Origin of the sequence: Tannockella kyphosi (genome assembly GCF_021054785.1) — a bacterium.
In the GTDB taxonomy this organism is placed as follows: domain Bacteria; phylum Bacillota_I; class Bacilli_A; order Erysipelotrichales; family Coprobacillaceae; genus Tannockella; species Tannockella kyphosi.
Genome location: NZ_CP088239.1, coordinates 1,690,889 through 1,715,057, shown reverse-complemented (window position 1 = coordinate 1,715,057; position 24,169 = coordinate 1,690,889). Strand labels below are relative to the sequence as shown.

The window sequence follows — 24,169 nt, the reverse complement described above, 5'->3', positions numbered from 1 at the left end:
AAATTGTTTACAAATTGAAAAAAGATGGTATTATAATAAACCATCAAGTAATATATTAGGAGGGAATATTATGGCTTCGAAATACCCAGAGATAAAAAAGTATTTAGTATCAAAAATTGAATCAGGTGCATTCCAAGAAGGACAAAGTTTACCAACAGAAAGAGAATTAACAGAACACTTTGGTGTCTCTCGTATGACAGTAAGACGTGCTTTTGATGAAATAATCCAAGAAGGTTATGCTCATCGTAAAAAAGGGTCTAGCGTAGTAGTTTCTAGACATAAAAATGAAATTGCAGTTAATAAAGTTATTGTAAAAGATAATGATACAATTGTTGAGAAATATGGAAAAATTCATTATGAAGTAATTTCTTTTGAAAAAATGAAAGCAAGTCATGTTTGTGAGGTATATTTAAATTTCCCAATGGATGAAGAAGTTTATCGACTGCGTCGTATCCGTCGTGCAGGAACAACTATTTTATCGTTAGAAGATTTATATTTTCCAAAGAAGTTTTTCCCAGGTATGAAATCGAAAGATACAAAAATGTTTGTAAAAGATTTGTTTGCAAAGTATCTTGTAGAAAAAGGGGACAATCATCGTTTAGAAGTTATTGAAGCAAAAAGTGCTTCTAAGTTTGAGTCTAGAATTTTACATATTCCTAGTAGTGCAGTAACATTGCATGTTACGCATGTGGAACATGTAAATGGGACACCATTCTTTTTAGGTATCGATACGTTAGATGGAAATATGTTCAAGTATACTGGCTCTGTGTCAAGACTGGGGGACAAGTGATTATTAAGTAATCACCTGTCTCTTTTCTTTTTCTATAAATTGGAAGGAATATCCAAGATGTAGAAAGATACGTTTTCTTAAGTTTTGAAAATAACGATAGCCATATGCATTACGTTTTACTAATTTAAATTTATTATTAAGACTTTCAATGCAACCATTATTAAATGACGTTGTATAGGATTCTCCATTTCTATGATAAGTAGCTTTATAAGTAAGGGAACGTAGGATTGGTAAAAACCAATTCTTACGGAAATTCTTGGCAGTAATCTCATAGTATGTATTCTTTGTTTCAAAGATATAATCTAACCAAACATTAAGTGCTTTTTTATAATCTTTAGAAGGTTCATGTAGAATCTTTAAGAAGTTCTGGTAGATATCATAGTTTTCTTTAAACTCTTCACATATATCTAATTCTAAGATAGCTTCTACTAATTGTTTATTTGTTAGATGTTTCTTAAAATAAGGAATATAGTTTTCCTTTTTATTTCCTAATTCTTTATAATAACGATCAAACAAATGAAGATTTCTTTTTATTAGTTTCGATAATGTCTCATGATCTTTATGAATCTTCTTACAGAATTGGATTCTAGCTTGTGTTAAGTTATCACCTACGAGACGAACATAATGAAACTTATCAGCGATAATGACAGCTTTTGGAAATAAAGATGTCATTATTGCTTTAAAGGGACCTGATAAATCCATAATGATTATCTTCACTTTCGCTCGTTCTTCATGTGTAAAACCTCCAAAATACTTCTTTAAAGTCTCTGCTTTTCTATCACCAAGAATATCTAGTACTTTTCCAGTAATAGGATTTACTATATTGAAAGCATAGATTCCTTCATCACTCGTACCACGGAACTCATCAATAGAAATAACAGAAGATAATTGGAAACATCGGTGATATAGATAAATATGATCATAAAAGATACGATACATCGTACTCTTAGAAATACCATAGGTTCTAGCTACTACAGCTAAAGCAGTGTTCTCTTGTAAAGAACGAATCGTGCTTTGTGCTAAAGTATAAGTCATCTTTGTTTCAAAGAAGCGAAAAGGAATTGTATCTTTAAAAGAGTGGTGACAGTTATGACACTGGTATCTACGGTAACTTATTTCTAGGATAGTTTTTGTATGTCCGTTGGTAGCATGATGTAAATAGATCTTACGAAGCCCTTTTGATTTAATGTTATGTACACAACCACATTTAGGACAATAGGCAGCAGAATTTGTAGAGACAAGATTAACATACTTGATGGTAGTACCACCTTTTTTCTTTTCATAACGGAAACAAGAGTTTCCCTTTTCATAAGGGAAAGGAATAAACCCTCCATTATTATCATAAAGTTCTAGAGATTTTAGGATATCATTGATATAATTAGTAGCAGACATAGTTATAACTCCTTTCGTTTTTGTTTGAGCACTTAAATTGTAAAACGAGTTAGAATCTATGTCTATTATTTTGTCAAAAAAACTGAAGAACAATATTTTGTCCCCCAGTTATAGTATAGAGCCAGTATACTTCTGTTGTACAACTAGGAGAGGTGTAAACCTCTTTTTTTTGTTGCAATGAAGAAAGGATATGTTGAAAGAATATAAGGTGAAGATCTTTGGCTTGGAAACTACCATCTTTACTTCTAAAATTAAAAGTGATATCATTTGTTTATCTTATTACAATAACTGGGAGGGAATATGAAATACGATTTTAAAACATATGTGTGTAGGGATAATACAGGATTGAATGTGCCCCTTATGGTATAAATAAAGGAAACGCTATTAAAAAACTTGCGAATAGATTGAATATTCCTCTCGATCAAATTCTAGTTTTTGGTGATGGAGAAAATGATTTAACAATGTTTGATGCTGTTAAATACCCGATAGCGATGGGTAATGCAATGGATAATGTTAAAAAAGCAGCATATGAAGTAATAAAAACAAATAATGAAGATGGAATTGCTTGTTTTTTAAAGAAGTATAACATTGTTTAAAGTGACTTTAGTTTAGAGATAGAAACATTAATAAAAAGGGTAGTAAGGATATGTAAAGAAATGATAATAAGGATGTACAATCATTTCTTTTTGCTTATTTACTAACAATCTTGAATAAGTTAGAGGGAACAGAGATATAGTAATTAGATCACAAAAATTGTGATCGATGAAAAGCCTTAGAAAGGGATATTTATGAAAAGTATAAGGATTGATGGAAAAGAAGATGTAAAGGTTATTACTAGTGAATTAAAACAAGAATTACGAAGTGATGAATGTTTAATGAAATGTCATAAATCATTAATAAGTCCAGGTACTGAATTATCAAGAGTATATGCTTTAAAAAAAGGAGCTACTTATCCTGTTAGTCCAGGATATTGTTCTGTAGGTACTGTTTTAGAGTTAGGTAAAGATGTGAAAGATGTTGAACTTCAGGCTCGATATTTATATAGTGCTCCTCATGCATCGATGCATCATTTTAATCAGTTAAGAAGTGATGGTGGTGTTTTATATAAACTAAATGAAAAGACTACGGATGAAGAAGGTTGTTTCTTAATGATGATATGGATAGCAATGAATGGTATTTTACCAATTGATGTAAAAATAACAGATAAAGTAGGTATTTTTGGATTAGGTAATCTAGGTTTAATTCTTACATTATTATATAAACAAATGGGTTGTGAAGTATATGCAATTGATGTTGCAAAGAATAGATGTCAAAAAGCAGAGAAGTTAGGTATTGAAAATATAATAGATGTAGCACCAGAACAACAAATGGAAATGATTCTAGATAAAACAGAGGGACATGGATTTGATGTAGTAGTAGATGCTTCTGGGATGTCTAGATGCATTGAAGTATGTTTCCAAGCTGCCGCAAGATATGGAAATGTTGTATTATTAGGATCTCCTAGAGAAGATTATCATTGTAATGTAACACCAATGTTAAACGCTATTCATATGAAAATGTTAAATGTAGTAGGAGGCTTTAATAGAAGATATCCATTTAGTGAAGAAGTAGGATCAAAACATTCAATGCAAAGTACATTTAAATATTTAGAAAAGTTATTAAATGAAAAAATAATAGATGTAAATCAATTTGTAACACATACAATAAAACCAGAAGAAGCAATGGATGCTTATCGTGGACTTATGTATGATAAAGATAATTACTTAGGTGTTATTATTGATTGGGAGGAATAATAATGAAATTTGGAATAGTAGGTACTAACTTTGTTTCTGACTTCTTTATGGATGGAGCGAAACAAGAGAGTCGATGTGAAGTAGTTGCAGTATCAAGTTTAACACTTGATTTGGCAAAAGAATTTGGGGAAAAACATAAAATTGAATATTGTTTTAAAAGTTATCAAGATATGTATGAAGCAAACGTGATTGAAGCGGTATACATAGCAGTTCCTAATGCATTGCATAAAGAAGTAGCTTGTTATTTTTTAGAAAGAAAGATACCTGTTTTCTTAGAAAAACCAATGGCATCTAATTATGATGAAGTGGTATCAATAATGAATCTTGCAAAAGAAAATAACGTATACATTCAAGAAGGGTTAATTCCACTTTATAATCCTAATTTTATAAAATTAAAAGAAAGCATCAAAGCAATAGGAAGAATTCATCAAGTAGTTTTTAATTTCAGTAAATATTCATCAAGATATGATGCATATTTAAGAAATGAAAATCCAACAACGTTCCAAGCAAAATTGAGTAATGGAGCAATAATGGATTTAGGAGTTTATATTATGGCTGATTGTGTTGGATTATTTGGAAAGCCAAATAAAGTTCTTAGTGCATGTAGTTTGCTTGATACGAAAGCAGATATATCTGGATCAAGTATTTTAATATATGATGATTTTATAGCAACACTAATGTATTCTAAAGCGAGTGATACGACAAATAGTTGTGAAATAAATGGGGAAGATGGATCTATTTTCATAAATACACCAAGTATGATGAGAGATTTCACTATTATAAATCGTAAAACTAGCGAAAAAGAAGTGGTAAATGTGGGTGAAAAAGATATGTTCTATTATGAAATTAAAACAATGATAGATTGTGTAGAACAAGGAGTGATAGAAAACACATTATGTTCTCATGAAACTTCGCTAGCAATCCACAGTGTCCTCACAGAATGTAGAGAACAAGCAGGTGTAGTATTTCCACAAGATAAAAAATAAATAGTAGTGCTATAACTGAAAGGGGTGTAAACCTCTTTTTTTGTTGCAATGAAGAAAGGATGTGTTACAATAGGACGGTAAAAGAGATATCTTTTATAGACAACTAATGATAAGGAATCAGGTTAGAATCCTGGACTGTCCCGCAACCGTAATAGAAATAATTCTTAAGTCGGATACTTATACAATAGACACTTCACGGAGTATGAAGATGTTCTAGTTAGACACTAGGACTACGCGTTCTAGTATTTTTTTTATGAAAGGAAAAAAGAAAATGAAAAAAATGATGATTGCAGTAATGGCATTACTAGTAAGTGTATGTCAGATTCAAGCTTTAGAAACAGGAGATAGTTATCAAGCAGCAAGTACGTATTACCAAAACGTAACAACAGTGAGTGGTTTAGATGAAATGGTAACACTTGCTAGTTTGGGTGTGGATTGTAGTGAGATGGAAATTGATGCTTTATTAAGTACAGATTATGCATCTAATATTGCCCAAAGTATTTTAGCTTTAGTAGCAAAAGGAGAAAATCCAAATAATTATAATGATGTTGACTATGTTACATTGTTAGAAGATGCAGTACAAGAAAATGGTGCTGTAACATTAACAGGAGATACTAGTTATGGTAGTTGGCAGTATATTTGTGTAAATGCATTATACGTAATTAATTCTGAAAAATTGAGTATTGCAGCAGATTATTTAGCTTCATTACAAAATGAAAATGGTTCATTTAGTTCCGCATATGGCGAAGATGTTGATGTGACAGGTTGGGTATTAGAAACATTAGCGTTAGTAGATGCAAGTAAATATAGTGAAAATATCACAAATGTTGTAGCATATTTAGAAACAGTACAGGAAGATAGTTATTATATTCCTTTAGGATATGAATACGATGGTGTATATTATCCAGGTAGTGCAAATGCAAATACACAAGCTACTGTATTATTAGGTTTAATAGCTGCTAAACAAGATTATGAAGATGCTTATCAAGCACTATTAACTTTCCAAAATGAAGATGGAAGCTTTTGGTACTATGAAGCTGGAGAAGATAATAACTGGGCGACAAAACAAGCAGTATTAACAATTGGTACTTATGAAAATGGAAGTGTCTATGAAGCATTAGAACTTTCATATCAAGCGATTTTAGAACTAGTTCCTGAAGTGGAAGAGAGTATGGATTCTAACATAGTTCAAACAAGTGATATTTCTATGATTACTTTTTATCTAACAACAGCACTTCTTGCATTATTCGTAATGTCTTATGAAAAAAAATCAATTTAATAATACAACAAAAATAACCATTGCTTTTGTAGTATGTAGTTTCCTTGTTATTCTAGGGATTGGTATTTACCAATCTCTAGACACAAAAGAAGAAGTTATCTACGAGCAAGAAGAAGTAGTGGAAAATGAAGAAGAAAATATTGATGAACAAATTGTAGAAGATGATCAAGAGATAGTTGTAACTGATCAAGAAGAAATACAAGAAGACTCAGTTGAGCAGCAAGCAGAGACTGAACAAGTTGAAACAGAGACTGAACAAGAGGAAGTAGAGTTCGAAGAAGAAACTTCAAGTTCTTCAACTTCACAACAAGAAGCGATTAGCCAAGTTTCTATTATTATTTATGGGGTTAATGAAACAATGTCTAGTGGTACAATTCAAGTAGCACAATCTAGTACAGTTTATGAAGTATTATTAGAATATACTACTTCTCAATCAATGGAGTTAAAGACATCTGGAATAGGTACTTCTATTTATGTAAAAGGAATAGGTGGATTAAATGAGTTTGATTATGGTGGGCGTTCTGGTTGGACTTATACTGTGAATGGAAACTATTTATCAATGAGTTGTGGTGCTTATGAAATAGGAGAAGGTGATGTCATTGAATGGATCTATGCAAACTATGAATAAAGTACAGGAAATTAGTTTGATTGGTATTTTAGCAGCAGTGAATATTGCTTCTAGAGTTGCTTTACAAATGTTACCTAATATAAAACCGGTTACTTCGATTATCATTATTTCAGTATTGTTGTTTGGTTTAGCTTTTGGAATTAAATTAACGATTGTAACAACACTTGTTTCGAATATGCTTTTAGGAATGGGTTTATGGACTGTGTTCCAAATATTAGCGTGGATTGTTATTTGTTTATTAACACAATTATTAGTAGAATTATTTTTCATGTTTAAGAAAAAACCACCAACATTAATGATGGCAGTATTTTCATTTTTAATGGGATATGTATTTGGTTTTATTGTTTCTTTAGAACAATTTGTATTAGGTGGATTAGGATTGTTTTTAACTTATTATTCTAGTGGAATATTGTTTGATACATTTCATGCAGTAGGGAATTTTATTTTTTATTTGATGGCTGCACCAATATTAATAAAAATAGCAAATATGAAAGGATTAAGTAAGAATTCTTGATGAATTCATAGTTATTCCTTTTTTGTTTATTAAAAGTATGGTATAACTAAGAAATGGAGGGAAACTTATGTACCAAATTATTAGTGATGGATCATGTGATCTAGATGCAGATGTAATTGCTGCAAACAATTTAATAACAGTACCATTCTATGTTGCTTTAAAAGGAGATGATCACCGTAAGGAAGCAATTGAAATATCAATAAGAGATGTTTATCAATTTATGGTAGATAATCCAAAAACATTTCCTAGAACATCATTACCTTCAATGCAAGATTATATAGATGTCTTTACACCACTTGCAAGTCAAGGGATTGATATTATATGTTTATGTATATCTAGTAAATTTAGTGGTTCTATTAACTCAGCTAGATTAGCTAGAGAATTAGTTTTAGAAGATTACCCAGATGTTCAAATAACAATATTTGATACTATGGCTGCAACTGCTAGTCAGGGATTGTTAGCTTTAGAAGCATGTAATATGATGAAAGATGACTATGCTTATGAAAAAGCAGTAACAAGAATAGAAGAATTAATTCATTGTGCTAAAATATTCTTTACAATCGACAGTATTGACTATTTAGTTCAAGGTGGTCGTGTTGGTAAGCTTTCAGGAGTTGCTGCAGGAACACTAGGATTGAAACCTTTGGTGTTATTAGAAGGTGGGGAAATTGTGAAGGCAGGAGTTGTCCGTGGCCGTAAAGTTTCAAAGCGTAAAGTTTTAGAATTATTAATTAGTTATATAGAGGATAATGATTTAGATCCTAGTAAGTTTCATTTTGTAACTGGTTATGGTTTTGATAAAAATGAAGGATTAGTATTTAGGGATATGGTTATTGATACTTTGCAACAAAAGTATCCTGATTGTACATTCCCAATGGAATTAATTCAAATTGGTGCTACTATTGGGGTTCATACTGGACCTAGTCCATTAGGAGTAGCTTTAATAGAAAAATATGATATATAAAAAAGGATTTGGCCAAGGCCAAGTCCTTTTTAAAGCTGTAAGAATTGTTGCAACCAAAGTATTTCTTTTGAATCTAAATGATCTTTTAAAGTAGTGAATACAAGTTGATGATAGTCATTTAATTGTTTTAACTCATCACTATTTAATAAATTAAAATCAATAGCATCATTATCAAAAGGACAATAAGTAATGGTTTCAAAAGAACAAAATATTCCATACTCATTTTCAAAATCTTTTTTACATAATAATTCGTTTTCTAAACGAATTCCATGTTTTCCTTCTTTATAAATACCTGGCTCATTAGTAGTAATCATACCTGGTTCAATTGGACAAAAAACAGTATTTACTAAACCTCGAGGACGAATACTATTAGGACCTTCATGAACACCTAAGAAATGACCCACACCATGACCAGTACCACAACGATAATCTAATCCATAATCATAAATAACTCCTCTTGCTAGAATATCTAACTGTTGACCAGTTGTTCCTAAAGGGAATTTAGCATTAGATAGACGTAATAAAGCTTTTAAAACCATTGTATAGTCTGTTTTTTGTTCCTCTGTAATTGCCCCAACAGCAAAAGTTCTAGTAATATCAGTAGTCCCATCTAAATATTGACCACCAGAATCAATTAATAACAAACCTTCTTTTTTAATCTTACTAAAAGCTTCCTTTGTTGCTTGATAATGCATTAAAGCCCCATTTTCTTGATAACCACAAATAGACTCAAAACTTAAATCATAAAATAATGCTTGATTTTCTCTTTGTTGTTTCATTAGTTTGGCTACTTCTAATTCATCAGTTTCTAGCATTTCATTTTTCAACCAATACATAAATTTAGTAACAGCAACACCATCTTTTACATGAGCATTCTTTGTATTTTCTATTTCAATATTATTTTTTATAGCCTTATTATGTTGGGAAGGATTTTCTCGATCTACAATTGTGACATTAGAAGATAAATTAGAAGTAATAGCATAATTAACAACACTACTATCAAAAACAACGCTACCTTCTAACTCTTTTACATCTTCATAAATAGAAAAATAATCTTTCACAAAAATAGCTTGAGACTCTAAAATAGCAATATCTTCCTTACTCAACGTATCCTCTTGAACATATAAATAACTCTCTTTTTTACCAATAATAGCATAAGCTAATAAAGTAGGATTACAAGCAATATCCTTACCACGAATATTAAAAATCCAAGCAATATCATCTAAAGAAGTTAAAATATGGTAGTCAAAATCACCTAAATCTTCTCTAATTTGATGAATCTTAGCAGTTCTCTCTTGACCACAATAAACAATATCATATAAAAATCCTTTTTCATTAGATAAAGGTTGTCTTTCTTTCCACAATAAATCCAATACATCAAAATGAACCTTTTTAGCATCTAAACTATTAATCATCTTACTACTTAATAATCGTGTATCAAAACCAATAACCCCATCTTTAAACTGTTCTAAATAATTATGAACAGTTATTACACCAGGTAATCCTATTTTCATTAATTGAATCATTGTATCTTTTGTTTGTACTTCCCCTTGAATATAATATCTTCCATCTACCCATAAACAAGCATCTGTTTGACTAATCACAAATGTTCCAGCCGAACCAGTAAAACCTGATAAAAAAGCTCTAGCTTGAAAGTGAGGATGAACATACTCACTTTGATGATAGTCTGCAGTAGGAATGATGTATGCATCAATGTTATTGTCTTTTAATAATTGTTGTGTTTCTTTAATTCGTTGATTTATCATATTTACCTCATTTCTTCTATTACATTAGCATTAATTATAGCACATTTCAACCATTAGAAATTATTTGCATACCATAAAAATAAGTGATGGTAAATGGAACACTCTTCGTTGCAATTGATAAATATAAGAGTATAATCAAATAAGAATGTGAGGGGGGATAACGATGAATAGTATTATTCAACGATTAGTTGAGATTGATCGTCAAAACGCATTAAGAGTAGAAGAAGCAAAAAAAGCAAAAGATGCCGTACACGTTAACTTAAAAGAACAAAAAGAAGAGTTATACAACCAGTATCTTCAAGAACAAACCAAAGAGCTAGAAGCTAAAAGACAACAAGCAATTGTTGAAAATCAACAATTACTTACTAAGTTGGAAGAAGAGTATACTTATCAATTACAAGAGATGGAACAAACATATAACGAAAACAAAGATACATGGGTTAAGGAATTATATAATCGTTGTATTGACTAAGAGGGCGAATGTATGGACTTATCAACAAATGCCTTATGTGCAAAAGCAAAAGCAATGTATGGCAAAAGATTAAAAGAAGAACAGTACAGTGAATTAATAAGAAAAGATTCAATAGGAGAAGTAGTTACTTATCTAAAAGGACATGTTGGCTACCAAGATGCCCTAAAAGATATCAATGTACGAAACATTCATCGTCAACAAGTAGAAGATCTTTTAAAAAGAGAATACTTTGAAAGATGCAATAAGATGTTAAAGTATATTCCTAGAAAGAATCAAGAATTTTATTTAAAAGTATTGATGAAAATAGAAATAGAAATTATTTTGGATAAAATACAAAGAGTATTATTTGGTAGTCAAGAAGCATTGACTTATGACTTACCAACTTACTTAGAAGCAAAAACAAGTTTTGCTTTTCATGAATTAGTACAAGCTAAAAACATCCAAGAAATAAAAGAATGTTTAATGCATTCTAAATATGCAAAGATTATGAATAAGTTTGATGTTGTTTCTTTTGAAGATATGAGTATTCTTGAAAAAGAACTATTAGATTTCTATTATCAATCTTATGTATTGAGCATTGAAAAACATTTTCGAGGAAAAACAAAGCAACAATTATTAGATGTTTTATATACGTTGGTTGAATTAAAAAATATGGAAAAGATATATCGTTTAAAAACATATTTCCATTTCACACCAGAACAAATTAAAAAGACGGTATCATTGCAGTATGGACGTCTAAATAGCAACACATTAGATCAATTAGTGGAAAGTAAAGATGGTAAAGAGTTTTTAAAGAAATTAAGTCTTTCTAGATATCAAGCTTATTATGATGATCAAGAATATGCATATATTGAATATTATATTGATACTATTAAATATAATGTTGCAAAAAGATATTTACGATTTTCTAGTAATGCACCGGTTGTATATTTAACTTATTCTATTTTAGAGTCTATTGAAATAGATAATCTAAAACATATTATTGAAGGAATACGTTATCAAAAAGATCCGAGCACGATTGAAGAAATGTTGATTTGCATGTAGGGGGAAATATGGCTATAAAGAAAATGCATTTTTATACAATGAGTTTTCCTGCTACTTATTGTTTTGAAATAGTAAAGAAAGTAGGAGAGTTACCTATTTTTCCTCAATTAGCTTCTAAGATTGTTCAAAATGTAAAAGGAGTATCTGTATATCAATTAGAGAATCCTTATTTATCTTTATTAGAAGAAGTAGAGTCATTAATGGAAACATTAAATATAGAAAAGATAGCAAATCATTCTTTTCATAACTTTAGCTTAGAAAAAGCAGAAGACTTTATTCAAGAGGTAAAACAACCAGTAGAAAAGATGAATCTGGTTATTGAACAATTAAATGCAGAAATTGAAGAGAATAAAGAAGCTTTCTATTTGTTACAACAAATAGAAAAGCAAGATTTTAATATAGATGATTTAAAAGATAATCAATATATAGAATATCGTGTTGGAAAAATAAATACTTCAAAATTAGATTCATTAAAACATCATATTCCTAATAATGTTGCATGTATCCCATTATCAAAAGATAAAGAACATGCATGGATCATTTATCTTTGCCTTGGCAAAGATAAATTAAATGCGGATAATTTCTTTAAAGGATTTGCTTTTGAAGAAGTATACTTACCTGATTTTTTACATGGAACATTGCAGGATGCTTATGAATCTTTACATGAGACAACGATGGCAATGGAAGATCATTTAGAGAATATTGTTCAAAGAAAAGAAGCATTAAGGGATCAATATTATGATCATTTAGAAGAGTTATATCATTATTTAAAGTATTATGAGGATTTGGTAGAACATTCTAATTGTTTAGTTGATTTTGGAAATTATGTTTCGATTTATGCATATAGTACTTGTTCATTAGAAGAATTAAAAGCAATATCAAAGGAAGTTTCGATTATTGAATTACCTATTTCTATTTATGAGGGGGCTCATATTGAAGCACCCGTTATTTTAGAAAATCATTGGTTTGTTCGTCCTTTTGAAAATTATATTGTTTCTAAGGGAACAGACAGTATTGATATGACATTGATTGTGGCAATGTTGGTTAGTGTTTTATCGATATTTTGTTTAGGGGATTTAATTATAGGATGTTTCTTATTGATTGTAGGTATCCTTAGTGCTAAAACGAGTATCGGGAAAATGATTAAATATATTGGTCTTGGTTCTTGTGCTGGTGGTTTTATGCACGGGACTATTTGGAATAACGTCGAAATGTATCAAGGAGTAAGTCGCTTGGTGGTGTTAGAACGTGGGATTATTTATTTTGTTTTAGGAATGCTATTGATTAAGGTACTAGGAACTATTTTTATGGAGATAGTTAGAAAAATAAAAAGGAGGGGAAGCTATGGCAATTGCTAAATTGAGTTTAGGAAATATTCGATTTGAAAAAGAGCAGTTAGATGAAGTGTTGTTGAAAATACAAGAATTTGATGAGTTTCATTTAGAACCTGCTTCTAAATTTACGGAAAGTGTTGCTGGAATTGGCGTTTTTTCCAAAGAAAATCCTTATGAGGAGTTGTGTTTACAATTAGAAGATATTCAATCAAAATATAACTTTGATTTAAAAGACAGAGAGATTGATTCTAAAATACATATTATAAAAGAAAAAGAGTATGTAGCTTCTTTTGTAAAGGATTTAGAGGCATTAGAGGATGTAAAAGAGCAATTAGAGATGGTTATTGAAGAAAATAAAGAAGCTATTATTCAATTAACTCATGTTAGTGAAATGGATATTAATTTTGATGATTTATTTAGTTGTAAATATTTACAAATAAGATTTGGTAAAATACCACTAAATAACTTAGAAAAGATTCAATATTATCAAAGTTTACCTTTTACTTTTACTGAATTTGATCGAGATAAAAGTCATTTATGGTGTATGTATGCATCCTCACCAGGATATGCACCGGAAGTAGATAATGTCTTTTCATCTTTGTACTTTGAAAGAATTCGGATTCCAGAATTTGTTCATGGAAATCCATTGCTTGCAATAGCAGAAATGGAAGAAGAGACAAATGCTGCTAGAGGGCATGTTACGAATCTAAAGAAACGGATGAATGATTTATTAGAAAATAATCGAGATCATTTAGAAAAAGTATATAGTCGTGCAAAACATTTAAATGATGTTTATGGAATGCAAAAGAATATTATTGATTTAGATGGGCGTTTATCGATTTATGGTTTTGTGGAAGTTAAAAAAGAAAAACAATTAAAAACAATATTAGAAAGTATTCCAAAAGTACAAGTAGTGTTAACACCAGCAACGAGTGATGCTCGTTTGGATCCACCAACGAAACTTACTAGTAATTGGTTTGTTGATCCATTTAAAATGTTTGTAGAAATGTATGGAGTACCTGGATATAACGAAATAGATCCAACTGTATTTGTTGCTTTATCTTATACCTTATTATTTGGAATTATGTTTGGAGATATGGGACAAGGGTTGTTATTATCGTTGTTTGGATATTTTGCTTATAAGAAGTGGAATATGCAACTAGGATTAGTTGGTGTTCGTTTAGGTATTTCAAGTATGATATTTGGATTTGTTTATGGATCTGTTTTTGGTAATGAGGAAATATTAGTTCCTATTTTCCATACGATGGATTCTAGTAATACGATGACATTGTTAATAATGGCAGTAGGTTTGGGTGTTTGCTTTATTTTAATAGCGATGTTGTTTAGTATTTATTTGAATTTTAAACAAAAGAATTATGGAGATGCTTATTTTAGTCAAAATGGATTATGTGGGTTTATCTTTTATACAAGTGCTTTATTTTTAGCAGGAACGAGTGTTTTAGGATATTCTTTTATGAATCCAGTTACGATTCTATTAGGATTAGTAATACCAATTATTGGTGTATTCCTAAAAGAACCATTAACTCATAAACTAGAAGGAAAAATAATGTTCCCTCATGGTTTTGGGGCATTCTTTATGGAAGGGTTCTTTGAATTATTTGAAGTATGTTTATCATTTGTTACCAATACAATGTCATTTTTAAGGGTTGGAGGATTTGTTTTATCTCATGCCGGAATGATGCTTGTAGTTTATACTTTAGCCGAAATGGTTGGAGGTGCAGGATATTGGGTAGTGTTAGTACTCGGTAATCTCTTCGTTATGGGGTTAGAAGGATTAATCGTAGGTATTCAAGTATTACGACTAGAATTTTATGAAATGTTTAGTCGATATTATAAGGGAAATGGGAAACCATTTGTGAACGTAAAAGAAAACTAAGAAAATAGGGAGGCTTTAATCATGTTACAATTTATTTTACCAGCAGTTGCAATTATTTTAATTTCTTTACCATTAGTAAAAGTAGTACAAGGAAAAACAACGAAAAGAAGTGCTAAAATGCGTTTAGCTACACATGTATGTGGGTTCTTTGGAACAGTCTTTGCAGTTATTGTATTTCAAATGATGACAAATACTGTTTATGCAGAAACTTCAGCAGTTAGTTCTATGACAGGAACGATTGCCCAAGGGATGGGATTTTTAGGAGCCGCATTAGCAACAGGTTTATCAGCTTTAGGAGCAGGGATTGCAGTAGCGGCTGCAGCACCAGCTGCAATTGGTGCTATTTCTGAAAATGAGAAAAATTTTGGTAAATCATTAATCTTCGTTGCCATGGGTGAAGGGGTTGCTATTTACGGTTTATTAATTTCTATCTTAATTATTAACGCTTTATAGTAGGTTTGTTATTATGAAATTCTATCTACTTAGTGATAACAATGATACTTTAGTAGGAATGCGTCTTGCTGGTATCGAAGGATGTGTAGTTCATGAAAGATTAGAGTTTTTAGAAATATTAGAAGAAAAGATGAAAGATTCATCGATTGCTATTATTTTAATAACTACAAAACTAATTGAATTATGTCCTAATGTTATTTCTGAGATCAAACTAAAACAAAGGGAGCCATTGCTAGTAGAAATACCTGATCGTCATGGAAACAGTAAGATTGGGGAAACGATTGATAGTTATCTATCTCAAGCAATAGGGGTCAAACTATAGGAGAAGACGATGCAAAACAACGAACAAGTCTTTCTTTATATGAAAGAAGAAATAGAGCGACTAGCAAAACAAGAGGAACAAGCATTACTCCAAGAAATGCAACAGTCCAAAGATGAAATCTATGAACAGTTAGTATATGAAGCAAAAAAAGAAGCTCAACTAGAATATGATATCCAACGTAAAGAAATTCAAAAAGAAACTAGTAGTGATCACTTACTAAAAAGTAGTGAATACACAAAAGCATTAGTAACAAAAAGAGATAACTACGTGCAAGAAATCATGAATCTAGTAAAACAACAATTAATAGACTTTGTATCAAGTAATCAATATCTTGATTACTTGAAAGAAAAGTTAACTTATACAAAAGAACAATATACATTTTTGAATCCAATTTTATATATACGTCAAGAAGATATGCAATATTCATCTATATTAAAAGATATTTATCCAGAAGTAGAAATAAAAGAATGTTCAAAGAATATTATTGGAGGATTTTTATTAGAAGATTTAGAAAAAGGATTATTTATTGATCAGTCTTTTGATTTTGTTTTAGAAAATCAAAAAACTTGGTTTTATGAAAATTCAGGATTTACATTGAAATAAGGGGGAAAAGCAATGGCTAAAGATACAATTTATTCTATTAATGGACCGGTTGTAAAAGTAAAAGATGCTACTACTTTTTCAATGTTAGAAATGGTATATGTAGGAAATGCTTCTTTAATGGGAGAAGTTATTTCTATTTCTAAAGAATTTACAACAATCCAAGTATATGAAACTACATCAGGATTAAGACCTGGAGAACCAGTTGTTTCAACAGGTTCACCAATTTGTGCAACTTTAGGTCCTGGTATTTTACGTAATATTTTTGATGGAATTGAAAGACCGTTACAAGTATTAGAAAAACAAAGTGGGGCATTTATTCATGCCGGAAGTAATATTGAATCATTGGATAATGAGAAGTTATGGGATGTTCATGTATGTGTTCAAGTAGGGGATGTTTTAGAGGGTGGTGCTATTTATGCAACAACTCCTGAAACAGACTTAATTGTACATAAATGTATGGTAAGTCCACTACTACAAGGAACAGTTGTTTCTGTAGTAACAGATGGTTTCTATACTTTAAATGATACAATTATTGAAATAGAAGATGAGAAAGGTGTGCGTCATAGTTGTTCATTAGTACAAAAATGGCCAATTAAAAAAGCTCGTCCTTGTAAGGAAAGATTACCAATTTCCATCCCTTTAGTAACAGGACAAAGAGTAATTGATACGTTGTTCCCAATTGCTAAAGGAGGAACTGCTGCAGTTCCTGGAGGTTTTGGAACTGGAAAAACAATGACTCAACATCAGATTGCAAAATGGTGTGATGCGGATATTATTGTGTATGTTGGTTGTGGAGAACGTGGAAACGAGATGACTCAAGTATTAGAAGAGTTCCGTGAGTTAATTGATCCTAAATCAAATAAACCATTAACAGACCGTACGGTATTAATCGCTAATACATCGAATATGCCAGTAGCTGCTCGTGAAGCTAGTATTTATACAGGGGTTACTTTGGCAGAGTATTATCGTGATATGGGATATCATGTTGCGATTATGGCGGATTCTACATCACGTTGGGCAGAAGCTTTACGTGAAATCTCAGGACGTTTGGAAGAAATGCCTGCAGAAGAAGGATTCCCAGCTTATTTACCATCTAGATTATCTCAGTTCTATGAAAGAGCTGGTTATGTAGATAATTTAAATGGAAGCCAAGGGTCTGTAACAATTATTGGTGCTGTATCGCCACAAGGGGCCGACTTCTCGGAACCAGTTACGCAAAACACAAAACGATTTGTAAGATGCTTTTGGGCATTGGATAAAGCATTAGCATATGCTCGTCATTATTTTGCAATTAACTGGAATCAAAGTTATAGTGAATATGTTTATGATTTGGAAGCATGGTATAGTAAAAATGTAAGTAATAAATTTGTAAGTGATCGTCAAGAATTAGCTTATTTATTAGCACAAGAAGCGAAATTAAATGAGATTGTGCAATTAATGGGACCTGATGTTTTACCAGAAGACCAAAAAGCAATTATTGAAATCGCAAAAGTAATTCGTGTTGGTTATTTACAACAAAATGCTTTCCATAAAGAAGATACTTATGTACCAATGGAAAAACAATTAAAAATGATGGAAATTATTTTATATTTAAATCAACGTACTAGTGAAGCAGTATCACAAGGAAAGGTAGTTCGTTCTATTGTAGAAACTGGTATTTTTGATAAAGTAGTAAAAATGAAATATGATATCCCTAACAATCAATTAGAATTATTTGATGATTATTATCAAGAAATTGATACATTGATTGCTAGTGTGGCATAAGGAGGAATGAATAATGTCTCTACAACATATCGGTTTAAGTGAAATAAATGGGCCATTAGTTGTTCTTGATCATGTCCAAGGAGCATCTTTTGACGAAATGGTAGAAATAACTTTAGATGATGGATCTATGCGTTTAGGACGTATTGTTCAAATTGAAGGTGAAAAAGTAATTATTCAAGTATTTGAAGGAACAAATGATGTTTCTTTAACAAATACAAAAACAAGATTATTAGGGAAACCAATGGAGTTACCAGTATCTAAAGAGCTATTAGGAAGAACTTTTAATGGTGCTGGAACACCAATAGATGGTTTAGGAAAAATATATTCTTCTAAACAAATGGATATTAATGGTTTACCATTAAATCCAGTAGCAAGGGTATATCCTCGTAACTATATTAATACAGGTATCTCTTCGATAGACTGTTTAACTACTTTGATTCGTGGTCAAAAATTACCTATCTTTACAGGTTCTGGTTTACCACATAATCAATTAGCAGTACAAATTGTAAAACAAGCAAAAGTAGCAGATGATGATGGAAAAGGATTTGCAGTAGTCTTTGGAGCAATGGGTGTTACCAATGATGTTGCTAATTACTTTAAAAGAAGCTTTAAAGAAGCAGGAGTAATGGATCGTGTTGTTATGTTTGTGAATCTTGCAAATGATCCAATTATCGAACGTATCTTAACACCACGTTGTGCACTTACTGCAGCTGAATATTTAGCATATGAAGAAAATATGCATGTATTAGTTATTTATAGTGATGTTACTTCTTATTGTGAAGCTGTTCGTGAGTTTTCAAGTAGTAAAGGAGAAATTCCTGGACGTAAAGGGTATCCTGGATATTTATATTCAGATTTAGCTTCTTTATATGAAAGAGCTGGAATTATCAAAGATGCTAGTGGATCAGTAACACAAATCCCTATCTTAACAATGCCTAATAATGATATTACCCATCCTGTACCCGATTTAACAGGTTATATTACAGAAGGACAAATCACATTAGATTTAGCTTTACATAGTGCGGGTATTTATCCTCCTGTAGCAATCTTACCTTCTTTAAGTCGTTTAATGAAAGATGGTATTGGACAAGGGTATACTAGAAAAGAACATCAAGATTTAGCAAACCAATTATTTGCAAGTTATGCTCATGTACAAGATGTAAAATCATTGACTTCGGTTATTGGAGAAGATGAGTTATCTCCTGTTGATCGTCAATATATTGGTTTTGGGAAATTATTTGAAGAACATTTCTTAAACCAAGGAGATGATTCTAACCGTTCTATTATTGAAACATTAGACTTAGGATGGAGCTTACTTTCAACATTACCTAGAAGTGCATTAGAACGTTTAGATAATGATTTATTAGATCAATATTATGATCATGAAAAAGCATTAAAATTATTCCATATTAAAGAAGAAAAAATCATTAAAGAACTAGAAAAGTCAGGTGATTAATTATGGCAATTAAAGTAGTTCCAACCAAAGGAAATCTCATTGCAATAAAAAAATCATTATCACTTGCTAAACTAGGATATGATCTGTTAGATAAAAAAAGAAATGTATTAACCAAAGAAATGATGGAACTAGTAGAAGATGTTAAAGTATTACGTGATCAAATCACAGATGCTTATCAAGAAGCTTATCGTGCACTAGAGGAAGCAAATATTTCTTTAGGAATTATTACAAATCTTGCTAAAGCAACACCAGTTGATACAGGCATATCTATTGCATATCGTAGTGTAATGGGGGTAGAAATACCAAAGATTACGTATCAATCTAAAAATGCAGTTCCTTTCTATGATTTAGAAAGAACAAATTCTAAAGTAGATTATGCTTTTGAATGCTTTGCAAAAGTAAAAGAGTTAACGGTTCTATTAGCACAAATTGAAAATAGTGTTTTTCGATTAGCTAACGCTATTCGTAAAACGCAAAAAAGAGCAAATGCTCTTCAAAATGTTTCTATACCAGAATTCGAAGAAACAGTAAAACTAATTACGGAATCTTTAGAAGAAAAAGAACGTGAAGAATTTACACGTCAAAAAGTAATAAAACAAAGAAGTGCCTAACAATAATATAAAAACGATTTTGGTTTAACCAAAGTCGTTTTTATGTTATTGCTTAGTAAAATAAGAGATATTCTTTTTTGTTAACATAAAACAGATGCATTAATTATTTACAAACAAAATAGGAGAGAGTATTATATTATCAAATAGGGATGATTCAATAAACCTATATTAAAAACAAAATTACATAATAATTTTGGATAAAAGTAGATAAGGAATATAGATTATTAATTTAAATAATATAAATGGACGGAGATATAGTTATGAGTGAGAGGAAAGTATTTTCTGAAACTCCCACCACTGAAGTAGTGGGGTTCTTAACTACTAAATAACCTTCTTTGACTACAAAAATAAAACAATAATTATTGTTTACAATGTAGAGAATCCTAATTATTTTCATTAAGAATTTCACTATCCATTCGTTCTATTGAACAAATTAACGATAGTATAACGCCCGTTTCAAGACGTTTGTTTTAATATTTTTTAATGCTTTTTAAATGCCAATACTAGAAAGGTTTTTCTTTCCTTTTAATCTTTCTACTTCTTGGTTATGTTTGATTAAAAATCTTTCAAAATTCATTTCACATTTTTCTTGATTCATTGTTTTTAAATCTTCGTTCATATTCATTAATAAATAAGAACTATATAAATCTCTTTGTACTATTATCACTTCGTTGTTGTGTTCTATTTTATTCCATCTTTGAGATAGTTTTTTCTTCTTGTATGTTTGATTAACATGGTTGTATTGACTTGCTTTGGTTGTATAGTTGTTTACTTTTAAAACTTCTTTATCTATGTAGTTTAGCTTTCTATTCAAAATTTCTACAAACATAGCAGGAGCTTTTTCTCCTAAAGACTTGCCGAAACGTTTTTTACGATTGAACTTACCTGTCTTTTCATTAACCGTTGTTTTCTTTGCTCGTTTTTGCAATCCTTTATAATGCATTGTTTCTACATAAATGGTCGTTCCTAATGTTAAAAGATGATTTGCTAAGGTCTCATGTTGTAACTTTCGAATAGCTGCTTGTTTTCTACTAAGCTCTCTTAGTTCGCTTCTTAATCGAAGATAGCGATTGGAGTTCTTCCATTTTCTAGCCCCTGTTTTAGTAGTTCCATCTTCGTTATAGTTATTAGGATTCATAGCTCGTCTACTACGATCCATTTTTCTAGAAATGATTCGCTTTTTCTTTTCTAGATTTGGTACTTTATCAGCTAACTCAATCAATCCTACTTCTTTGTTAGAGCAATAGGCAATCGTTTGCGTACCTAAGTCAATACCTACAACACCATCTCTTTTAGGATTCTTTACTTCACCAGTCGTTGGATTGTATTTTACAGGAGGAGTTCCTTTAAAAACTACTTGTAGATAGTATTTATACTTTCCTCTAATTTCTTTTTGAAGTGTTCGATTATAACAGATTTTATAATGAGGGTTTTGAAAACATTCATTTTCATAACTATTAGAATGATTAATGATAACAGGAATAATAAGACCATTCCAAATAAGTGTTTCATTTACGAGACGAATTCCACTTGTATTTGATTTTCCTTCTAACGAAGTGAATTCTCCATACTTTTTAAAATGAATTTCTTTTCCATCACTAAACATTACTTTGCTATAAGCTTTCCATAAATTCGTAGCAATCTTTTGAGACGTGTTTGAATCAATATTTTCACGAAAACAATGTTGTAATTCTTTTACATCTTTATGAAAATCATATTCGGATAAACGATATTCTCTTTGCATTTCTTTTAATCGGTTAGCTAGGTCTTTCTTTGTTACACCAGCTTTAGGATGTCCTTCATGAATTCGCTTATATTGTTTCATAATGTATTTATATTCTTTTGTTTTTGTCATTTCTCTATATCGTTTTTGAGTGATAACAATTAAAGAATTATATATTTTTCTACCAATTTCAAAACGTTTTTCTAATATATGTTCTTGATAGGTTTCTGTTTTTAATGGAATTGTTATACAAAAATTACTCATGAAGTTTCTCCCTTCTTGATTTCGATATTTAATATCTTTTTCTCTGGCTTTCTACATATCTCTTTATTGTTTCGCTACTAACAACACCGGCAGTTGAAACAAAATAGCTTCTTGTCCACAAACTTTTCATCTGATTCAACTCTGAAAATTCACTTCTTAATATCAACCCACTTTTCCTTTTTATTTTTTGCATAATTTCGCTAGGGCTATATTTTGGTAATGCGTTTATAAACAAATGAATATGATCCTTATCACATTCCATAGCAATAATTTCAATTTCTAATTCCTTGCAAGTTTCTTCCACTATGATTTTAAGCCTTTCTTCTACATTTGGAATTAAAAATATTTTTCTACGATACCTTGGACAAAAGATAAAATGATAATTAATTAACGAGGTTGTTGTTTTTGTTTTTCTATATTCTTTCATATACTTATTATAACATAAATTATGTATGATTTGTACTTTTTATACACATCTTACGCATTCCTCCCACCCCTAAAGTAGTGGGCTTCCTGCTAGGTTATTGTGAAGAATGTAGAGATGATGTAGAATTCACTATTGTTAATGCTCAAATAGAAGGAACTTTAAAAGGTGAAAAATTTAGTTATTTGGGTAAAGTGGCACGTTGTATTGATTGCAATACTGAAATTTATGTTAAAGAAATAATGGATCATAATTTGAAGATGTTATATGATGAGTACAGAGAAAAACATGGTATTGTTTCTTTAGAAACAATTTCAAAAATACCTAAAAAATATGCGATAGGGAAACGATCTTTGTCATTATTGTTGGGTTGGGCTGAGCAAACATTCTCTAGATACTGTGATGGTGATGTTCCAACGAAACAGTATTCAAAAATACTTCAAAAAATATATGATGACCCTAAATATTATGAAGAACTGCTGGTAGAGAATAGGAAAAATCTTAAAACGGATGCATCTTATATGAAAAGCAAAAAAGCGGTAGATATAAATGCTAACATAAAGTAACCAGTTTTTCTAATAAAAGTGTTCTCACTTTTGTTACTTAAAGCTGGGTGCCTTTTGTTATAATGAATATAATGGAATTAAAGATTATATCGCTAGAAGATTTGATGCTATTAGCCTGTCAAAAATAACCTAGTACGATTTGAGAAAGTATGATATAATGATTTTGGACAAAAAGTTAGATGAAAAAAGAGAGACTAGCATCTCTCTTTTTTTCGTTGTTATCTCAAATGGAGGACAAAAAGTTAGATTAGGAAACCTAACAGTGTTTTAGGATATACACTATTAGAATAAGTACGATAATTACATCGTTCACTTTTCTTTCCTCCCCTAAAGATTACCTCCTAATTGAGACAAATTTAATTTATTCATAAACATGTCCTCCGTATTCAATAACATATCTATTATACTACAAAAATAGACAAAACTCGAACAACTTCGGAGCGAAACTCGCTCTTTGCAGGAATCAAAACTGAGGTTGGCACGATTTGAAAAAGTATGATATTATGAAATAGATGATTTCATAATATTGTCCTCTATATTTAAAAAGGTATGATCCAATTGTATTGGACAAGCCTTTTGGGTTAAGGGGTTAACAACGCTTTAACATGTACGCTGTTAAGGAAAAAGAGAGGTTATCTTTATGTTAGCATTTATAGTAGATATACTTCTTGATAATGGTAAAAATAATAGTAATTGTATGAAAAAGATATCTTACGTATAAAGGGGATATTTTTGGTTGGAATTAAAAAAACATCATTGAAAATACTCATTTAATCAGGTGGATAAGCCATAATACTAGAGACCAATTTTGAATTAGAGAGAAACTACTTAGTGTAGTTCTTGTATTGATTGCGGTTATCTTAAAAAGATAACTAACGCCTAATATCTACTTAACTCCAACGATTAGTTCGAAAGAACGAAAAAAGAGATCCCCAAGATCTCTTTTTCTTTGCCATATCTGCTTACCTCGTAAATAGTATACTCGTTTTTTACGAAGCGTCAATAAAATGAGTATCAAAGTAGTATTTTGTGATTGATTTTTTATTTTTTAAAGTAATAATAATTTCGGGAGTAAAACATTGATAATTTCAAAAGTTGGTGTATAGTTGTTTTTAACAAAGGCG

General features: G+C 30.5%; 23 protein-coding genes and 1 riboswitch. Of the genes, 19 read left to right on the top strand and 4 right to left on the bottom strand.

The features are described from left to right. Window positions 1-70: 70 nt before the first annotated feature. On the top strand, window positions 71-790 hold the full coding sequence (locus LRR82_RS08280; RefSeq protein WP_249028963.1) for a GntR family transcriptional regulator: 720 nt from the start codon (window positions 71-73) through the stop codon (window positions 788-790). Between the two features lie 3 nt (window positions 791-793). Here the strand turns inward: LRR82_RS08280 and LRR82_RS08275 are convergent, their stop codons facing one another. Continuing rightward, the gene (locus LRR82_RS08275; protein WP_249028962.1) at window positions 794-2,182 is read right to left on the bottom strand and encodes an ISL3 family transposase; all 1,389 of its coding nucleotides are present in this window, start codon (window positions 2,180-2,182) and stop codon (window positions 794-796) included. 404 nt (window positions 2,183-2,586) lie between these two features. On the opposite strand from LRR82_RS08275, the gene LRR82_RS08270 reads away from it, so the two are divergent. The 7 genes from LRR82_RS08270 (at window position 2,587) to LRR82_RS08240 (ending at window position 8,346) form a co-directional block, all read left to right on the top strand. Then, complete coding sequence (locus tag LRR82_RS08270) at window positions 2,587-2,778, top strand: HAD family hydrolase (RefSeq protein WP_249028961.1); 192 nt, start codon at window positions 2,587-2,589, stop codon at window positions 2,776-2,778. 192 nt (window positions 2,779-2,970) lie between these two features. Next, on the top strand, window positions 2,971-3,975 hold the full coding sequence (locus LRR82_RS08265) for a zinc-dependent alcohol dehydrogenase (protein WP_249028960.1): 1,005 nt from the start codon (window positions 2,971-2,973) through the stop codon (window positions 3,973-3,975). Between the two features lie 2 nt (window positions 3,976-3,977). Further along, the gene (locus LRR82_RS08260) at window positions 3,978-4,961 is read left to right on the top strand and encodes a Gfo/Idh/MocA family protein (protein WP_249028959.1); all 984 of its coding nucleotides are present in this window, start codon (window positions 3,978-3,980) and stop codon (window positions 4,959-4,961) included. Between the two features lie 81 nt (window positions 4,962-5,042). Then, window positions 5,043-5,155: riboswitch (cobalamin riboswitch) on the top strand. A 77-nt stretch (window positions 5,156-5,232) separates the two neighbouring features. Then, a complete protein-coding gene (locus tag LRR82_RS08255) occupies window positions 5,233-6,240 on the top strand; it encodes a prenyltransferase/squalene oxidase repeat-containing protein (RefSeq protein WP_249028958.1) in 1,008 nt (335 codons plus the stop codon). Further along, window positions 6,221-6,868 (top strand): DUF4430 domain-containing protein, encoded by a 648-nt coding sequence (locus tag LRR82_RS08250; RefSeq protein WP_249028957.1) that lies wholly within the window; start codon window positions 6,221-6,223, stop codon window positions 6,866-6,868. The genes LRR82_RS08255 and LRR82_RS08250 overlap by 20 nt, the downstream gene beginning before the upstream one ends. Continuing rightward, complete coding sequence (locus tag LRR82_RS08245; protein WP_249028956.1) at window positions 6,834-7,382, top strand: hypothetical protein; 549 nt, start codon at window positions 6,834-6,836, stop codon at window positions 7,380-7,382. The genes LRR82_RS08250 and LRR82_RS08245 overlap by 35 nt, the downstream gene beginning before the upstream one ends. Before the next feature lie 67 nt (window positions 7,383-7,449). Further along, on the top strand, window positions 7,450-8,346 hold the full coding sequence (locus tag LRR82_RS08240) for a DegV family protein (protein WP_249028955.1): 897 nt from the start codon (window positions 7,450-7,452) through the stop codon (window positions 8,344-8,346). Between the two features lie 29 nt (window positions 8,347-8,375). On the opposite strand, the gene LRR82_RS08235 is transcribed toward LRR82_RS08240, so the two are convergent. Continuing rightward, window positions 8,376-10,112 (bottom strand): aminopeptidase P family protein, encoded by a 1,737-nt coding sequence (locus LRR82_RS08235; protein ID WP_249028954.1) that lies wholly within the window; start codon window positions 10,110-10,112, stop codon window positions 8,376-8,378. A 163-nt stretch (window positions 10,113-10,275) separates the two neighbouring features. Between LRR82_RS08235 and LRR82_RS08230 the strand changes: the two genes are divergently transcribed. From LRR82_RS08230 to LRR82_RS08185, 10 genes are read left to right on the top strand one after another with little or no spacing between them, the layout of a single operon-like run. Then, the gene (locus LRR82_RS08230) at window positions 10,276-10,584 is read left to right on the top strand and encodes a V-type proton ATPase subunit G (RefSeq protein ID WP_249028953.1); all 309 of its coding nucleotides are present in this window, start codon (window positions 10,276-10,278) and stop codon (window positions 10,582-10,584) included. Between the two features lie 12 nt (window positions 10,585-10,596). After that, window positions 10,597-11,628: a V0D/AC39 family V-type ATPase subunit gene (locus LRR82_RS08225; RefSeq protein ID WP_249028952.1), complete on the top strand. Its 1,032-nt coding sequence runs from the start codon at window positions 10,597-10,599 to the stop codon at window positions 11,626-11,628. 8 nt (window positions 11,629-11,636) lie between these two features. Next, on the top strand, window positions 11,637-12,986 hold the full coding sequence (locus tag LRR82_RS08220; RefSeq protein ID WP_249028951.1) for a V-type ATP synthase subunit I domain-containing protein: 1,350 nt from the start codon (window positions 11,637-11,639) through the stop codon (window positions 12,984-12,986). Beyond that, window positions 12,973-14,859 carry a V-type ATP synthase subunit I gene (locus LRR82_RS08215; protein WP_249028950.1) on the top strand — a complete coding sequence of 629 codons (1,887 nt, stop codon included), beginning with the start codon at window positions 12,973-12,975 and terminating at the stop codon, window positions 14,857-14,859. Before LRR82_RS08220 ends, LRR82_RS08215 begins: the two co-directional genes overlap by 14 nt. A 21-nt stretch (window positions 14,860-14,880) precedes the next feature. Beyond that, window positions 14,881-15,312 (top strand): ATP synthase subunit C, encoded by a 432-nt coding sequence (locus tag LRR82_RS08210; protein WP_249028949.1) that lies wholly within the window; start codon window positions 14,881-14,883, stop codon window positions 15,310-15,312. A gap of 13 nt (window positions 15,313-15,325) precedes the next feature. After that, complete coding sequence (locus LRR82_RS08205) at window positions 15,326-15,634, top strand: V-type ATP synthase subunit F (protein ID WP_249028948.1); 309 nt, start codon at window positions 15,326-15,328, stop codon at window positions 15,632-15,634. Between the two features lie 9 nt (window positions 15,635-15,643). Continuing rightward, window positions 15,644-16,237, top strand: a complete 594-nt coding sequence (locus tag LRR82_RS08200; protein ID WP_249028947.1) for a hypothetical protein — start codon at window positions 15,644-15,646, stop codon at window positions 16,235-16,237. Between the two features lie 12 nt (window positions 16,238-16,249). Beyond that, window positions 16,250-18,001, top strand: coding sequence for a V-type ATP synthase subunit A (locus tag LRR82_RS08195; RefSeq protein ID WP_249028946.1), 1,752 nt, complete (start codon window positions 16,250-16,252; stop codon window positions 17,999-18,001). Window positions 18,002-18,014: 13 nt separating this feature from the next. Beyond that, complete coding sequence (locus tag LRR82_RS08190; protein WP_249028945.1) at window positions 18,015-19,457, top strand: V-type ATP synthase subunit B; 1,443 nt, start codon at window positions 18,015-18,017, stop codon at window positions 19,455-19,457. A gap of 2 nt (window positions 19,458-19,459) precedes the next feature. Then, window positions 19,460-20,068: a V-type ATP synthase subunit D gene (locus tag LRR82_RS08185; RefSeq protein ID WP_249028944.1), complete on the top strand. Its 609-nt coding sequence runs from the start codon at window positions 19,460-19,462 to the stop codon at window positions 20,066-20,068. Between the two features lie 490 nt (window positions 20,069-20,558). On the opposite strand, the gene LRR82_RS08180 is transcribed toward LRR82_RS08185, so the two are convergent. Next, the gene (locus LRR82_RS08180) at window positions 20,559-22,055 is read right to left on the bottom strand and encodes a transposase (protein ID WP_249028943.1); all 1,497 of its coding nucleotides are present in this window, start codon (window positions 22,053-22,055) and stop codon (window positions 20,559-20,561) included. A 28-nt stretch (window positions 22,056-22,083) separates the two neighbouring features. Beyond that, a complete protein-coding gene (tnpA, locus tag LRR82_RS08175; protein WP_249028942.1) occupies window positions 22,084-22,482 on the bottom strand; it encodes an IS200/IS605 family transposase in 399 nt (132 codons plus the stop codon). A 77-nt stretch (window positions 22,483-22,559) separates the two neighbouring features. On the opposite strand from tnpA, the gene LRR82_RS08170 reads away from it, so the two are divergent. Beyond that, a complete protein-coding gene (locus LRR82_RS08170; protein WP_249028941.1) occupies window positions 22,560-23,045 on the top strand; it encodes a type II TA system antitoxin MqsA family protein in 486 nt (161 codons plus the stop codon). Window positions 23,046-24,169 lie beyond the last annotated feature (1,124 nt).

Bases quoted from the DNA above. Each gene is read 5' to 3' on its own strand.
- LRR82_RS08245 (WP_249028956.1), top strand. From the start codon at position 6,834: ATGTCATTGAATGGATCTATGCAAACTATGAATAAAGTACAGGAAATT.
- LRR82_RS08205 (WP_249028948.1), top strand. From the start codon at position 15,326: ATGAAATTCTATCTACTTAGTGATAACAATGATACTTTAGTAGGAATG.
- LRR82_RS08190 (WP_249028945.1), top strand. From the start codon at position 18,015: ATGTCTCTACAACATATCGGTTTAAGTGAAATAAATGGGCCATTAGTT.
- LRR82_RS08255 (WP_249028958.1), top strand. From the start codon at position 5,233: ATGAAAAAAATGATGATTGCAGTAATGGCATTACTAGTAAGTGTATGT.
- LRR82_RS08210 (WP_249028949.1), top strand. From the start codon at position 14,881: ATGTTACAATTTATTTTACCAGCAGTTGCAATTATTTTAATTTCTTTA.
- LRR82_RS08250 (WP_249028957.1), top strand. From the start codon at position 6,221: ATGAAAAAAAATCAATTTAATAATACAACAAAAATAACCATTGCTTTT.
- LRR82_RS08260 (WP_249028959.1), top strand. From the start codon at position 3,978: ATGAAATTTGGAATAGTAGGTACTAACTTTGTTTCTGACTTCTTTATG.
- LRR82_RS08220 (WP_249028951.1), top strand. From the start codon at position 11,637: ATGGCTATAAAGAAAATGCATTTTTATACAATGAGTTTTCCTGCTACT.
- LRR82_RS08195 (WP_249028946.1), top strand. From the start codon at position 16,250: ATGGCTAAAGATACAATTTATTCTATTAATGGACCGGTTGTAAAAGTA.
- LRR82_RS08280 (WP_249028963.1), top strand. From the start codon at position 71: ATGGCTTCGAAATACCCAGAGATAAAAAAGTATTTAGTATCAAAAATT.
- LRR82_RS08235 (WP_249028954.1), bottom strand. From the start codon at position 10,112: ATGATAAATCAACGAATTAAAGAAACACAACAATTATTAAAAGACAAT.
- tnpA (WP_249028942.1), bottom strand. From the start codon at position 22,482: ATGAAAGAATATAGAAAAACAAAAACAACAACCTCGTTAATTAATTAT.
- LRR82_RS08230 (WP_249028953.1), top strand. From the start codon at position 10,276: ATGAATAGTATTATTCAACGATTAGTTGAGATTGATCGTCAAAACGCA.
- LRR82_RS08225 (WP_249028952.1), top strand. From the start codon at position 10,597: ATGGACTTATCAACAAATGCCTTATGTGCAAAAGCAAAAGCAATGTAT.
- LRR82_RS08180 (WP_249028943.1), bottom strand. From the start codon at position 22,055: ATGAGTAATTTTTGTATAACAATTCCATTAAAAACAGAAACCTATCAA.
- LRR82_RS08185 (WP_249028944.1), top strand. From the start codon at position 19,460: ATGGCAATTAAAGTAGTTCCAACCAAAGGAAATCTCATTGCAATAAAA.
- LRR82_RS08275 (WP_249028962.1), bottom strand. From the start codon at position 2,182: ATGTCTGCTACTAATTATATCAATGATATCCTAAAATCTCTAGAACTT.
- LRR82_RS08265 (WP_249028960.1), top strand. From the start codon at position 2,971: ATGAAAAGTATAAGGATTGATGGAAAAGAAGATGTAAAGGTTATTACT.
- LRR82_RS08200 (WP_249028947.1), top strand. From the start codon at position 15,644: ATGCAAAACAACGAACAAGTCTTTCTTTATATGAAAGAAGAAATAGAG.
- LRR82_RS08240 (WP_249028955.1), top strand. From the start codon at position 7,450: ATGTACCAAATTATTAGTGATGGATCATGTGATCTAGATGCAGATGTA.
- LRR82_RS08215 (WP_249028950.1), top strand. From the start codon at position 12,973: ATGGCAATTGCTAAATTGAGTTTAGGAAATATTCGATTTGAAAAAGAG.